The sequence below is a fragment of the Methylomonas sp. LWB genome (assembly GCF_001856095.1).
Lineage (GTDB): Bacteria > Pseudomonadota > Gammaproteobacteria > Methylococcales > Methylomonadaceae > Methylomonas > Methylomonas koyamae_A.
Map to the genome: position 1 here is coordinate 53,142 of NZ_MKMC01000078.1, position 13,385 is coordinate 66,526.

Sequence of the window (13,385 nt, forward strand, 5' to 3'; positions counted from 1 at the left end):
TAGCGAAACCTCGACCATGAAAGTATTGCTGGGCTTACCCAACCAATTGATCCGCTTGGACGGCATGAAAGCTAGACCGGCGGTCAGCCCGCCGCTAGGGGTGTTGTCGATCGCCGCGTATTTGCGGGAAAGCGACTGGCAAGGCACGATCGAAATCTACGACGCCAGACTGGGCGCGACGTTTCGGCGCGAAGCCGATTATTGGCTGTTCGGCGACAGCGACGAGCGCATCGAAGCCCGCATCCGCGCGGCGGCACCGGATGTGATCGGCATCTCAAACTTGTTCAGCAGTCAAATCGACCGCGCCTACCGCTTCGCCGAGTTGGCCAAGCGCGCCGCGCCCAATGCCACCGTTGTGATCGGCGGCCCGCATGTGTCGGTGTTTCCGCTGGAAGCCATTGCCCATCCGGCCATCGATTACGCGGTGATCGGCGAAGGCGAGGAGCGTTTTACCCAACTATTGCTGGCGCTTCAACGCGGCGACACCGCGCCGAAGATTCAAGGCGTGATCGCGACGCCAGCCGACCTGGAACTGCTACGGTCCAATCCGCGCGCGCCGGTCGGCTTTACCGATCCGCTGGATAGCTTGCCGCTGCCGGCCTACGACTTGGTCGATATGCCGCGTTATTTCGCATTGGCCCGCAAAGGCCTGTCGCCCAGGTTTCGCGAATGGGGCAAGCGGCCGATCAGCATGCTCACCAGCCGCGGCTGTCCGCACAAATGCGTGTTTTGTTCGATACAAACCACGATGGGCTACAAGTTTCGCGCCCATTCCCCGGAATACACCCGCCGTCATATCCGGCACTTGGTGGACAAATACGGCGTGGACTTCATTCATTTCGAGGACGACAACCTGGTCCACGACACCGGCCGCTACGACGAAATCATAGACTTCATGTCCACTTTCCAACCGCGCATCAAATGGGACACGCCCAACGGCGTGCGCGGCGACGCTTGGACCCTGGACAGGGCCCGCCGGGCCAAGGCCTCCGGTTGCCAATTTCTGACGGTGGCCATCGAATCCGGCGTGCAGCGGGTATTGGACGACATCGTCCGTAAACGGCTGGATTTGGCGCGGGTCGACGACATGATGCGCTATTGCCGGCAAGTGGGTTTACGCTTGCACGCCTTTTACATCATCGGTTTTCCGGGCGAAACCCTGGCCGACATCCGCGCCACGGTCGATTACGCGTTGGACCGTTACCGCCGTTACGGCGTCGTGCCGATGCTGCAACCGTTGATTCCGATTCCGGGCACCGACGTCTACGACCAAATTGCCAACGAGGGTTGGCACGAAGGCACGATCGCGACCGAGTACAACCAAGTCAAAACCGCCGATTTCGATCCGGCGACGCTGCAAGCTATCTACCGGGACTATTTGCGCAAACGCCTGCTGATATTCGCGTTGCGCTCGCTGACGGTACCCAAGGAATTGCTCTACAACCTCAAACTGATCCTCAAATACCCCGGCGGTGCCTATTACGCATTGCGCAACGCGCTACGCGCCAACGGCTGACCCACCGCGTCACGCATCGAACATCGGCCGGCGCCGGTAAACTCGGGTAAAATCAGGCTATGACCCCATTGAACACCGAGAATTCGACTTGCTTGTGCGGCTCCGGTTCGAGCTATGCCGACTGCTGCCAACCCTTCCATGACGGCCGGCAAATACCGAAAACCGCCGCCGCGCTGATGCGCTCCCGCTTTACCGCCTATGCCGGCCAAAACGCCGCCTATTTGCTAGACACCTGGGCGACCGAAACCCGACCGCCAGACATCGACTTCTCCAAGGAAAGCGCTAATTGGCAAAGTCTGACGATAGTGGACACCAAGAAAGGCGGCGAGCTCGACGCCAAGGGCATCGTCGAATTCAAGGCGTTTTACCGCCAGGACGACAACGACCATTTCATGCACGAAATCAGCCGCTTCGTTAAAATCGCCGGCCGCTGGCATTACCTGGACGGCAAAATCAAGGCGGCCGGCCGAGTCGGCATCACGACCGACACCGGCCGCAACGCGCCCTGCGCTTGCGGCAGCGGCAAAAAATTCAAGCGTTGCTGCGGCCGCTAAATCCTCCGTCCGCACGCAGGGTTCAGCCGAGGGATTTTGTCTATCAGCCCAGCCCAATCGACCACGGGTATTTCGTTCGGCCGAGTTCGGCCAAGCTCAGGCTGGCGCGCCCTTCGACAGACGAACGGCTTTTTTTAAAGGCCGGGTCGAGCGGCAAACCCAGCAGATGGTATAGAGGGCATATCGACAATGGACTGCCCGAGTAATCTAACGCCCCTTATCCGGCCGTTTCAGTAGCCCGTACAAATCGCCGCCGGTCGATAGCACTAGGCTGGCATCGCCGTCGATGACCTTGCGGTAGGTTTCCATCGTTTTCGAGAACTTGTAAAACTCGGCCGCTTCCGGGCGTTGGCCGTAAGCTTTCGCATAGATTTCGGTGGCCTTGGCGTCCGCCTCGCCTTGAATTTGCTGCACCAGCTTATAGGCGGCGGACTGAATTTCGTTGATGTCGCGTTCCTTGTTACCCTTGATCCGCGCCGCCTCGCCCTCGCCTTCCGAACGGAAACGCTGAGCAATTTGTAAACGCTCGCTGATCATGCGTTGATGAATCCGTTCCAGCACTTGCTGGTTGTAGTTGATGCGCTTGAAGCGCACATCCAGCAACTCGATGCCGAATTCGGCCAGTTTCGGCGCGGCGGCCTCGAACACATCCTTCTCTATCGCCGCCCGGCCGACCCGAATCGGCCGCAGCACGCCCAACGTGCCCTCGCCGGTCAACGGCCCGGTGAAGGACTCGTCCTGCAAGGGCTTGCGGTCCTTGTCCGAACGCACCACTTCGATCAACTCGTGACGGGCGATCGCGGTGCGGGTTTCGCCGCCAAGAATGTCCTCCAGCCGTGACTGGGCGCTACGTTCGTCGCGCAAGCGCAGGTAGTAGCGCAACGGATCGGCGATACGCCAGCGCGCGAAGGTATGCACCTGCACATAGGTCTTGTCCTTGGTGGACATTTCCACCATCGGCCCGTCCCAACCCAGATAGCGTTTGTCGAAACTGTTGACTTGTTGCACGAAAGGCAATTTGAAATGCAGGCCGGGCTTGACGATGGGCTCGCCGACCGGACTGCCGAATTGGGTCAGGATGACTTGCTCGGTCTGATCGACCCGAAATGTCGACACAAAACCCAGCACCACCAACAGTATCGCCAGCACGCGCGGCATCATGGCGCCACCTCGCTCGCCGCGGCGGCCGGCGCCGCCTTGGCCTCGGCGAACGGCAGCATCGGCAGAATTTGTTGGACGCTGTCATCGACGATGATCTGCTGGCGCGCTTGCGGCAGTATGTCGCCCAAGGTTTCCAGGTAAATCCGGATGCGCGTCACCTCCGGCGCCTTCAGATACTGTTCCAACACCTGGTTAAACGCGGCAACGTCGCCTTCCGCCTCGTTGATTCGCTTGAAGCGGTAACCTTCGGCGGCGCGAATCGCTTGGTCGGCCTCGCCGCGCGCCCTCGGCACGGCCTTGTTGTACTCGCCGTTGGCCAGATTGATCGCGTTTTCCCGGTCCTGTTGAGCGCGATTGACTTCGTTGAAGGACGGTTGCACCGGCACCGGCGGGTTGACGTTTTTCAATTGCACCTGATTGATCGACACGCCGAGTTGATAGCGGTCGGCCAATTCCCGAGTGCGGTTTAACACGGTTTCCTCGATTTCCTGGCGGCCTATCGTAATGATTTCATCGACGGTACGGTCGCCCACCACCTCGCGCATCACCGCTTCGGACAAATCGCGCAAGGTTTGGCCGGGATCGCGGACGTCGAACAAATATTTCACCGGATCGGTAATCCGATATTGGACAATCCACTCGACCAACGCCGAATTCAGATCGCCGGTCACCATCGATTTTTCCAGCGCCGGCTGATCGCCAGCCTGATCGGGGTTGGAATAACCAGGTGTCGCGAAGCCGAACTCCAGCTTTTGTTGACGCTGGGTCGGCACCGGAATCACTTGATCGACGCCGAACGGCAGTTTGGCGTGCAAACCGGACGGGACTTTATCGATATACTGCCCAAAGCGCAGCACGATGCCTTCGGATTCGGCCGGTATCGTATAGAACGACATCATTGCCCCGATCAGCAGCACGGCCGCTACTGCCAACACCAACGGCGGCACCGGCCATTCGCTGGGAAAACGCTCGAATATCACCTTGGCATCGTTCACGGCGGACCTCCAATAATCATTTCGGAATCGCCGAAAGAATTCGACTAATCCCGTGGGTTTATGCAATCAATCTCGGCACATAACGCAACTAACTCACCGCAAGGCGCGAGTCCTAGCGGCATCAGCCATCAAGACGGATTAGGCTGGGCCGGCTGACGTTCTTGACGTTCATCAAACCCTGCAACAAGGCTTGCCCGCCAGGCGGCAAGCCTTCCCCAAGATCAAAGGTGTTTCCGACCGGCGTCGTGGTTTGCAAAACGCAGACCTGCCATCCGGCATCCTCCAGCCGCTGTAAATCTCGGGTAGTCGTCGAATGCTCGTAAAATCCGGCGTCGGTAACCTTGCCTTGGTAGGCGCCGCGGCACGCCAATATAAAGCGCCAATGGTCGAAAAAACGTTTGGAGAAATTGTATTGCAAATGGTTGAGCGCGTCGAAAAGCGCTGGGACACAGCGTGAATGGCAGGGAGATCGGTTCAATACCAGGGTTACGACGGCTTTGGCGCGCTCGTCGGTGTTGAAGCTATACCAAGCCTGCACGGTCCGCTCGATCTGGCGCCAAAGTAAACTCTGAAGCAAACGTTCCTCGGAATGCTCGCCCTGACTGGCCATTAAACGGGTGTGTTCCTGGGCGAAACGGCAGCACAACAAACCATACGTTGTCTGCCCGGGCGTATGAAAGTGCCCCAGGTGCGCGTTGAGTTCGTCGCCATAATAATTTGTCAATTGTCGCCAATGTAGCAGCATAGCAGCCTCCAGGTGATTAGCCGGAAAATGCCGACCACATTTAAAGCTAGCATAGTTATCAGCTACGCGCCGGCCGCCTTACAGGCGCCCCCAGAATTTGAAAACTAACTATCATGAAAGCGCTGCATCGCCCCGGTAAATGAAAGTCAGTGGTGTAGGAGCAGCGTTAGCCGCGATTGACAGCGTTCCGACATCGGACCGGGTTGCGGCGTCCGGTGACTTTCAAAGTAAAGTGGTAGCCGATCAGCACCCGGCTACGGGCCTCCGTCGGCTGGACCGCGAGTTTCGAACGAGTTTGGCCGAGCCTGCGCTTATTCAATAGCCAAGACGCTTGCAGCGCTTTACCTGGATTTACCTTGCTTGGCGTTCCTTTACCGGATAGCGCCGCATAATGTCGGCACGCTCACCCACTCCAGAGGTCGCCCATGTTCCGCGAAACTGAAACCCGCTCCAAACCGCCTTACTTACCGAGCGCATCGAACCGCCGGCCCGGCGCAGAATACCGACTGGCCGATGCCTTCCACGACCAACCTGATCAAGCAGACTCCGCTGACACAACCTTGCTCGCGGAGCTGACCTACCTTTATTGGCTGGCGTCGGAACGCCAGCCAGTCGGCGGGCCGTGATACCTCCGGTCCGACCGTGGCGCGGTTTTTGGATTACGCTACATCGCCCAGCCACGGGAGGCCCCCGCCGGTTAAGCATCGATAGGGGTGGGGAAAGCCCCTCTCCTTGCGGGAGAGGGGTTGGGGTGAGGGGAAATACAAGGTAAGGTATTGATTTTATGCCCCTCACCCTGCCCTCTCCCGCGAGGAGAGGGTTCTGTTTCGACTTTTACGACACCCTCATCATGCCGGCAAGCTGGGTTGATTCAAGATTCGGCTATGAGTGTAAACAGCGTGATCCTTGTTTGGCGGCACCGGTGGACGAGGGTTTTCGCAAACACTCCCAGCATTCAAGCACCCTGCATCAACCGAATTTTCTGGTAACGCGCTAAAATGACCGGGTTGGCGGGTTTTCGATGATTCGCGTCCAGCAAATCGCGCCGTCAATGATTGTTTAATCCGTCCCACGCTTAATCCCAATATGAACAATGCCTCGGATTTTAAAAAAGCCCATCGTTTAGTCGAAGTCGATAACGCCTTGCGATTCGACGTACCGCTGGAGCCGGACCACGAGTTTTATACCGATTTCTCCGATGTTCGCGGCGACTTTGAAGACCGCCTGCTGTATAAGCAATTAAACGTCCACCCTAGAAGTTACGTCTTCAATCGCGAAGCCAATCAGGGCAATAAAGTGATTTTATTTCTGGCCGGTATGCGCGGTTCCGGAAAAACCTCGGAGTTGGCGCGTATCGCCAAAAACCTGCATCACCCGCAAGGCTTTTTCTGCGTGACTTGCAATCTGGATGTCGGTCTGGACATGAACGATCTGGAATATATGGACGTTTTGATTTATCAGATCGAGCGTTTGATCGAGGACCTTGAAAGGCACAAAATTAAATTCGATGAAAATATCGTCGAGGTATTATATGGATGGTTCGCCCAGCGGGTCGAGGAAGTCAACCGCGCCATTAAGGCCGAAACCGGCTTTGAAATTGCGATCGAAGCAAAAACGCCGAATATTCTCGGTCTGTTGGGGATTACCTCCAAACTCAAAGCCAATTTATCCGGCAGCAAGGAAAACGCCGAAAAAATCCGCTTGTCCCTGAAAAACAATTTCACCGACTTTGCATTTAAATTTAACGAGTTTATCGAAACCGTCAATCTGACGCTTCGCCAACACAATAAAGCGCAAGAGGTGATGTTTATTATCGACGGCCTTGAAAAAACCGCGACTAGCGATATTCGCCGTAAAATCGTTCTGGAAGAAACCAACCGCATCCGCGCCATTCGGGTCCACACGATATTTACCTTGCCGATCGAATTGATGTCGCGGCAACGCCTGCTGGAAGCCTTCAGCACCGTCACCTCGTTTCCATTCGTCAAAATTCGCGAGAAAAACGGCGATCTGGTTGAAAAAGCCATTCAGCGCTTCGAAACCTTTGTTTATAAAAGAATAGACCCATCGTTATTCGATAGTCCGGATACCGTGCGCCAGGCCATATTATATGGCGGCGGTTCGCCGCGCGAACTGTTGCGGGTGCTGGAATATGCCAATATGTTTGCCGACGAGGATAGCAACCGGATTAGCCGGGCCAACTTGGAAAAAGGCATCAAAAAACTGGCCGCGCAAACCTCGCAATATTTGTCCAAGGACGACTTGGAAAAACTCAAGGAACTCGATGCAGCCAATAAAGCGCAAATTCCGGTGGCTTACGACGAATCCTGGCAGGACTTATTGGAAAAACTAATTATTCTGGAATATAACGACGGCACCTATAAACGGGTAAACCCGGTGATTGAAGAGTCGGCCTTGTATAAACACTATGTCGGATAACTACGACGAGGAAACTCGGCCCTTATTCAAATTACTGCGCACCGAGGCCTTTCGTTTCATTATCGTCCGTTACAATCATTTCAGTTTGTTACAGCAACTGAAACAAGACCTGCAAAGCCGCTTTCCGGAACGGCCTTTTTTATCCGTTAATACCGCGCAAACCGATTACAGCCAAGTTTCGCAAAGCTATTTTCAACTGGGTTCCGGCTTTCTGCTGCTGGAACAGTTTGAAGACGCCTTAAAGCAGCAAGCCAATCCGGAGCAGCGTCCGGACATCGAGCAAAACAACCAGCGCCGCCGCGATTTGTGCGCGGGCTTAAACCTGCGCCGCGACAAACTGGCGCAATATCCGATTACATTGGTCGTGTGCATCCAAGGCGCGGACCACGAACTGTACGCCAAAAGCATCATGGAAAAAATGCCGGACTTGTGGTCTTTTCGGTCGTATATGCTGGATTTGCACAAACCGATCCAGCCGCCAACCGAAGCCGTTGTCGGCAGGGAGCCAACCGGTTTTATCGACGACATTCGAGTGGAAGCGGAAACGCCGGATTTCGAACTCAAGCGCCTGCAAAGCCTGTTGGCGAATGCCCCGGAACAGGAATACGACTACCGGCGCAGCCTATACCCGCAATTGGTGAGTCTGGCCATCGACAGCGGCGCCTATGCAATCGCCGATCAGGCGTTGGCGGAATGGCGGGATATCGCAATTGGCGAGGAACAGTCCCAGATTCACGTGTGTCGCGGCGATTTAGCAGAGATTGCCGGCGACTTGGTTAGCGCTCGAACCGAGTTCGAACAGGCCCTGGACGTCAGCCGACAATTGGAAAACCGGTATCAAGAAGGCGTCGCCTATCAACGCTTGGGCGATGTTTGCACCGCGCTGGGCGATCTGCCACAGGCTTTAGGGTATTACCAAAAATACGCCGAATTACGCGAACAACTCCATGCCGACTATCCGAGCAACGTCCACTTCAACAACGGCTTGGCGATTGCCTATGAAAAACTGGGCGAGATCCACGCCGCGCTGGGCGATCTGCAACTTGCCTTGGAGTATTACGAAAAGCGCCGGGATTTAGGCGAACAACTCCATGCCGCCTATCCGAGCAATGTCGGCTTCAAAAACGGCTTGGCGATTGCCTATGGAAAACTGGGCGAGACCCACGCCGCGCTGGGCGATCTACAACAGGCCTTGGAGTATTACCAAAAATACGCCGAATTACGCGAACAACTCCATGCCGCCTATCCGAGCAATGTCGGCTTCAAAAACGGCTTGGCGATTGCCTATGAAAAACTGGGCCAGACCCACGCCGCGTTAGGCGATCTGCAACAGGCCTTGGAATATCACCGAAAAGAAACCGAATTGTTTGAGCAACTCTATGCCGCCCATCCGAGCAACGTCGGCTTCAAAAACGGCTTGGCGATTGCCTATGAAAAACTGGGCCAGACCCACGCCGCTCTGGGCGATCTGCCGCAGGCTTTGGGGTATTACGAAAAGCGACGGGATTTAGGCGAACAACTCTATGCCGCCTATCCGAGCAACGTCGGCTTCAAAAACGGCTTGGCGATTGCCTATAGCAAATTAGGCCAGACCCACGCCGCGCTGGGTGATTTGCAACTTGCCTTGGAGTACTACCAAAAAGACGCCGAATTAAGCGAACAACTCTATGCCGCCTATCCGAGCAACGTCGGCTTCAAAAACGGCTTGGCGATTGCCTATGCCAAATTGGCGCAATTCAATCGAGATCAATTGAACGATCCGGCGACCGCCATTGACTATTTCCGCCGAGCCGAAGCATTGTGGCAAGCACTAACGCGCGATGCGCCGCGGTATGCCGAGTTTCAAAAGAACTTACGTCAGGTCGGAAACGACTTACGGGCTTTGACCTGAACCGATTGATCCCACCGTTGGCCCATCGGACAGCCTATGCCGTTCGGATCGCGGCTAAAGCCGCTCCCACGATGCAACGCCCGACGGCCTTCAAGCGGTTCCGGTCGGCTAATAAAACCGCTTTACTCCCGAACCCAAACGGCTTGTATCGTTCGAGATCCCCCGATCGGCCAAACGCGAATGAATAGCGCCGATTGTTGTAGGATAGCGGCTTTCCTTTTCGGTCCGCATCGTGTCGTTGTCCCCAACACTGATTAAGCAATTTCGGCAACTGCTCGGCGACGCCAACGTCATCGCCGATCCGGCCTTGTTGAGGGTCTACGAGTGCGACGCCCTGGCGGCCTACACGCAATTGCCCGACTTGGTGGTGCTGCCGGACAGCGTCGAACAGGTACCGGCGCTGCTGCGACTATGCCATACCCACCAAATTCCGGTCGTCGCGCGCGGCGCCGGCACCGGTTTGTCGGGCGGCGCGCTGCCGGTGCCCGGCGGTATCGTGCTGGGGCTGGCCAAACTCAATCGCATCTTAGGCGTCGATCCCATCAACCGCACCGCGACCGTGCAACCCGGCGTGCGTAATCTGGCTATTTCCGAAGCGGCCCGTCCGCACGGTTTGTATTACCCGCCGGACCCCTCCTCGCAAATCGCTTGCAGCATCGGCGGCAATATCGCCGAAAATGCCGGCGGCGTGCATTGCCTGAAATACGGCCTGACCGTGCACAACGTACTGCAAATCAAATTGGCGACGATCGGCGGCGAATTGCTGACCCTGGGCGGCAGCGGTTTGGATGGCGCCGGTTACGATCTGCTGGCCTTGGCGATCGGTTCCGAAGGCTTGTTGGGCGTGGTCGTCGAGGCCACGCTACGCCTGTTGCCGACACCGCCGCGGGTGCAAGTATTGCTGGCCGCGTTCGCCACCATCGAGCAGGCCGGCGCGGCGGTGGCCGATATTATCGGCGCCGGCCTGATTCCCGCCGGCCTGGAATTGATGGACAACGCCGCGATCCGCGCCACCGAAGCCTTCGTCCACGCCGGCTATCCGGTACAGGCGGCGGCGATCGTACTGTGCGAACTGGACGGCCAGCCGGAACAGGTCGCCGCCGATTTGGCCCGCGCCGAGGCGCTTCTAAAAGCCGCCGGCGCCAGCGAAATTCGGGTGGCCGCCGACGCCGCCCAGCGCCAGCGGTTTTGGGCTGGCCGCAAGGCGGCGTTTCCGGCGGTGGGCCGTATCGCCAGCGATTATTACTGTATGGACGGCACCATTCCGCGCCGGCATCTGGCGGCCGTACTGGCCGAAATCGCCGAGCTGGGCCAACGTTACGGCTTGAGCGTGGTCAATGTTTTTCACGCCGGCGACGGCAATCTGCATCCGTTGATCTTGTACGACGCCGGCCGGCCCGGTGACTTCGACAAGGCCGAGGCGCTGGGCGGCGACATTCTGGAATTGTGCGTGCGGGTCGGCGGCACCATCACCGGCGAACACGGCGTCGGTCACGAAAAATTGCCGCAGATGTGCGTGCAGTTTCAGGCCGCCGAGCTTGAGCAATTTCACGCGCTGAAAAAAGCTTTTGACCCGGACGGCTTGTTGAATCCGGGCAAGGCAGTGCCGACCCTGCACCGTTGCGCGGAACTGGGCAAGATGCACGTCCACGGCGGCCGCTTACCGCATCCGGAACTGGAGCGGTTTTGATGACGAACGCGGATATGAGCGATGTCGTCGTCGAGCAAATCCGCCAAGCCGGTGCCGAGCGGCGGCCGTTACGCATTGTCGGTGGTAACAGCAAAGCCTTCTACGGCGGCGCCGATACGGCCGACACCGTGTTATCGCTCGCCGAACATCGCGGCATCATCGCCTACGAACCCAGCGAGTTGGTCATCACCGCCCGCGCCGGCACGCCGTTGGCCGAAATCAATCACCTTCTGGCCGAACGCCGGCAAATACTCGGCTTCGAGCCGCCGGCATTCGGCACGCGCGCGACGGTGGGCGGTACGATGGCTTGCGGTTTTTCCGGGCCGCGTCGCCCGTTCACCGGCAGCGCCCGCGACTTTATGCTGGGCTGTCGCATCGTCAACGGCCGCGCCGAAACCCTAAACTTCGGCGGCCAGGTCATCAAAAACGTGGCCGGCTTCGACGTTTCCCGGCTGATGGTCGGCGCCTTGGGTACACTGGGGGTGTTATTGGACGTTTCGTTGAGAGTGTTGCCGATGCCCGAAGCCGAACTGACGCTGGAACAAAATCTCACCGAGGATCAGGCCTTGGCCACGATGAGCCGACTGCAAGGCCAGGCCTTGCCGTTGTCGGCGCTGAGCCATCATGACGGCCTGTTGCGGGTACGCTTGAGCGGCGCCGAAGCCGCCGTCGCGGCCGCCGCCTCCCGAATCGGCGGCGAAATCGTTGGCGACGGCCGCGACTATTGGCGGGCGTTGCGCGAGCAGACACTGGCGTTCTTCGCCGAAACCGGCGACCTATGGCGGTTGAGCGTCGCGCCGGCGGCACCGTTACCCGCGCTACCCGGCCGGCAATTGCTGGATTGGGGCGGCGCCTTACGCTGGCTAAAAACCGAGGCGCCCGCCGAGGCGGTGCATGCCGCCGCGCGAGCGGTCGGCGGGCACGCCGTGCTTTGGCGCGGTGCCGACAAAACCGCCTGGCTGAACGCCGAACCGGCATTGGCCGGCTTGCAATCCCGCTTGCGCGCCGCATTCGATCCCTTCAGCCTGTTCAACCCCGGCCGAATGCCGTTTTAGCCGATGCAAACCGATATCGCCGAACCGCTGAAACACACGCCGCAAGGCGCCGTCGCCGAGCAATTGCTGCGCGCTTGCGTGCATTGCGGATTTTGCAATGCGGTTTGTCCGACTTACCGACTGCTGGGCGACGAATCGGACGGGCCGCGCGGCCGGATTTATCTGATCAAGCAAACCCTGGAAACCGGCGACGCGGACGCCGCCGGTCTGAGCCATCTTGACCGTTGCCTGACTTGCCGGTCTTGCGAAACCGCCTGTCCCTCCGGTGTGGAATACGGCCGATTGTTGGACATCGGCCGCGAGCTGATGGCTAAACCAGGCATACGTTCCCGGCGCCAACGCTGGCTAAGACGCGGGCTGGTCGCGGCGCTGGCCTATCCGCGCCGGGCGGCTTGGTTGATCGGCGCGGCGCGGCGGCTCAAGCCGTGGTTACCCGAATTTCTGCGCGCGAAACTGCCGGACCGGCAAGCCGCCGAAACGTGGCCGGCACCGCGCCATCAACGTCGGGTGTTGATCCCGCAAGGTTGCCTGCAACCGGCCTTGGCGCCGCGCATCGACGCCGCGACCGCTCGGGTGCTGGATAATCTCGGCATCAGCGCCGTTTCGCTGCCGACCGGTTGCTGCGGCGCCCTGCCTTATCATTTAGACTGCCAGGCCGAGGGTCTGACCATGATGCGTGAAACCGTGGAACGCTGTTGGCGCGAGCTGCAAGCCGGTGCCGAAGCCGTGGTCTCCACGGCCAGCGGTTGCGGTGTCACGCTCAAGGACTACGGCCGACTGCTGGCCAACGACCCGGATTACGCCGCGAAGGCGGCGGCGGTCGCGGCCAAGACCCGCGATATCGCCGAGCTGCTGCGCGGAGAAGACCTGAGCCGCTTGGCGATCCGGACTTGCCGGGTAGCGGTGCATTCGCCCTGCACGCTGCAACACGGCCAAGGCCTGCCCGGTATCGTCGAGTCCTTGCTTAAGGGCCTGGGCTTCGAATTGGCGACGGTCGCCGACGCCGATCTGTGCTGCGGCTCGGCCGGCAGCTACAGTCTGCTGCAACCGGCAATCGCCGAACGCTTGCGCGACGCCAAGCTAACGACCTTGCAAGCCGGCGCGGCGGACGTCATCGTCACCGCCAACATCGGTTGCTGGCTGCACTTGCGCGAGCGGGCGACGCTTCCGGTTCGCCACTGGATCGAATTGCTGGACCCCGGCGCGCCGGGCTAGCGCCGCTGGCATACCGCGGCCGGTCTCGGCATTGGTATTGGATATTGCACGGTCGCCGCTCACGCCGGCCCGAATAGCCCGCCAAACTTTATCGAATATTCAGATAAATTCATCAAAACATATC

Annotated in this window: 10 protein-coding genes; 7 read left to right on the top strand and 3 right to left on the bottom strand. The window is 58.6% G+C overall.

The genetic code is table 11. From position 1 onward, the window contains the following. The first annotated feature begins 16 nt into the window (after positions 1–16). Positions 17–1,516: a radical SAM protein gene (locus BJL95_RS21045; RefSeq protein ID WP_071160608.1), complete on the top strand. Its 1,500-nt coding sequence runs from the start codon at positions 17–19 to the stop codon at positions 1,514–1,516. A gap of 59 nt (positions 1,517–1,575) precedes the next feature. After that, a complete protein-coding gene (locus BJL95_RS21050) occupies positions 1,576–2,070 on the top strand; it encodes a YchJ family protein (RefSeq protein WP_071160609.1) in 495 nt (164 codons plus the stop codon). A 207-nt stretch (positions 2,071–2,277) separates the two neighbouring features. Here BJL95_RS21050 and hflC read toward each other — a convergent pair whose 3' ends face one another. The 3 genes from hflC to BJL95_RS21065 all read right to left on the bottom strand — a co-directional run bounded on the left by hflC (position 2,278) and on the right by BJL95_RS21065 (position 4,971). Next, positions 2,278–3,231 carry a protease modulator HflC gene (gene hflC, locus BJL95_RS21055; protein ID WP_071160610.1) on the bottom strand — a complete coding sequence of 318 codons (954 nt, stop codon included), beginning with the start codon at positions 3,229–3,231 and terminating at the stop codon, positions 2,278–2,280. Further along, positions 3,228–4,226 (bottom strand): FtsH protease activity modulator HflK, encoded by a 999-nt coding sequence (hflK, locus tag BJL95_RS21060; protein ID WP_254786866.1) that lies wholly within the window; start codon positions 4,224–4,226, stop codon positions 3,228–3,230. The genes hflC and hflK overlap by 4 nt, the downstream gene beginning before the upstream one ends. A 121-nt stretch (positions 4,227–4,347) precedes the next feature. Beyond that, entirely contained in the window at positions 4,348–4,971 is a 624-nt protein-coding gene (locus BJL95_RS21065; RefSeq protein WP_071160611.1) for a hypothetical protein, read from the bottom strand. A gap of 1,086 nt (positions 4,972–6,057) precedes the next feature. On the opposite strand from BJL95_RS21065, the gene BJL95_RS21075 reads away from it, so the two are divergent. The 5 genes from BJL95_RS21075 (at position 6,058) to glcF (ending at position 13,261) form a co-directional block, all read left to right on the top strand. Further along, a complete protein-coding gene (locus BJL95_RS21075) occupies positions 6,058–7,410 on the top strand; it encodes a hypothetical protein (RefSeq protein WP_071160613.1) in 1,353 nt (450 codons plus the stop codon). Next, positions 7,400–9,301: a tetratricopeptide repeat protein gene (locus BJL95_RS21080; RefSeq protein WP_071160614.1), complete on the top strand. Its 1,902-nt coding sequence runs from the start codon at positions 7,400–7,402 to the stop codon at positions 9,299–9,301. Before BJL95_RS21075 ends, BJL95_RS21080 begins: the two co-directional genes overlap by 11 nt. A gap of 232 nt (positions 9,302–9,533) precedes the next feature. Beyond that, positions 9,534–10,991, top strand: a complete 1,458-nt coding sequence (locus BJL95_RS21085; protein WP_254786867.1) for an FAD-linked oxidase C-terminal domain-containing protein — start codon at positions 9,534–9,536, stop codon at positions 10,989–10,991. Continuing rightward, positions 10,991–12,046 (top strand): glycolate oxidase subunit GlcE, encoded by a 1,056-nt coding sequence (glcE, locus tag BJL95_RS21090; protein ID WP_071160616.1) that lies wholly within the window; start codon positions 10,991–10,993, stop codon positions 12,044–12,046. Before BJL95_RS21085 ends, glcE begins: the two co-directional genes overlap by 1 nt. A gap of 3 nt (positions 12,047–12,049) precedes the next feature. Beyond that, positions 12,050–13,261, top strand: coding sequence for a glycolate oxidase subunit GlcF (glcF, locus tag BJL95_RS21095; protein WP_071160617.1), 1,212 nt, complete (start codon positions 12,050–12,052; stop codon positions 13,259–13,261). Positions 13,262–13,385 lie beyond the last annotated feature (124 nt).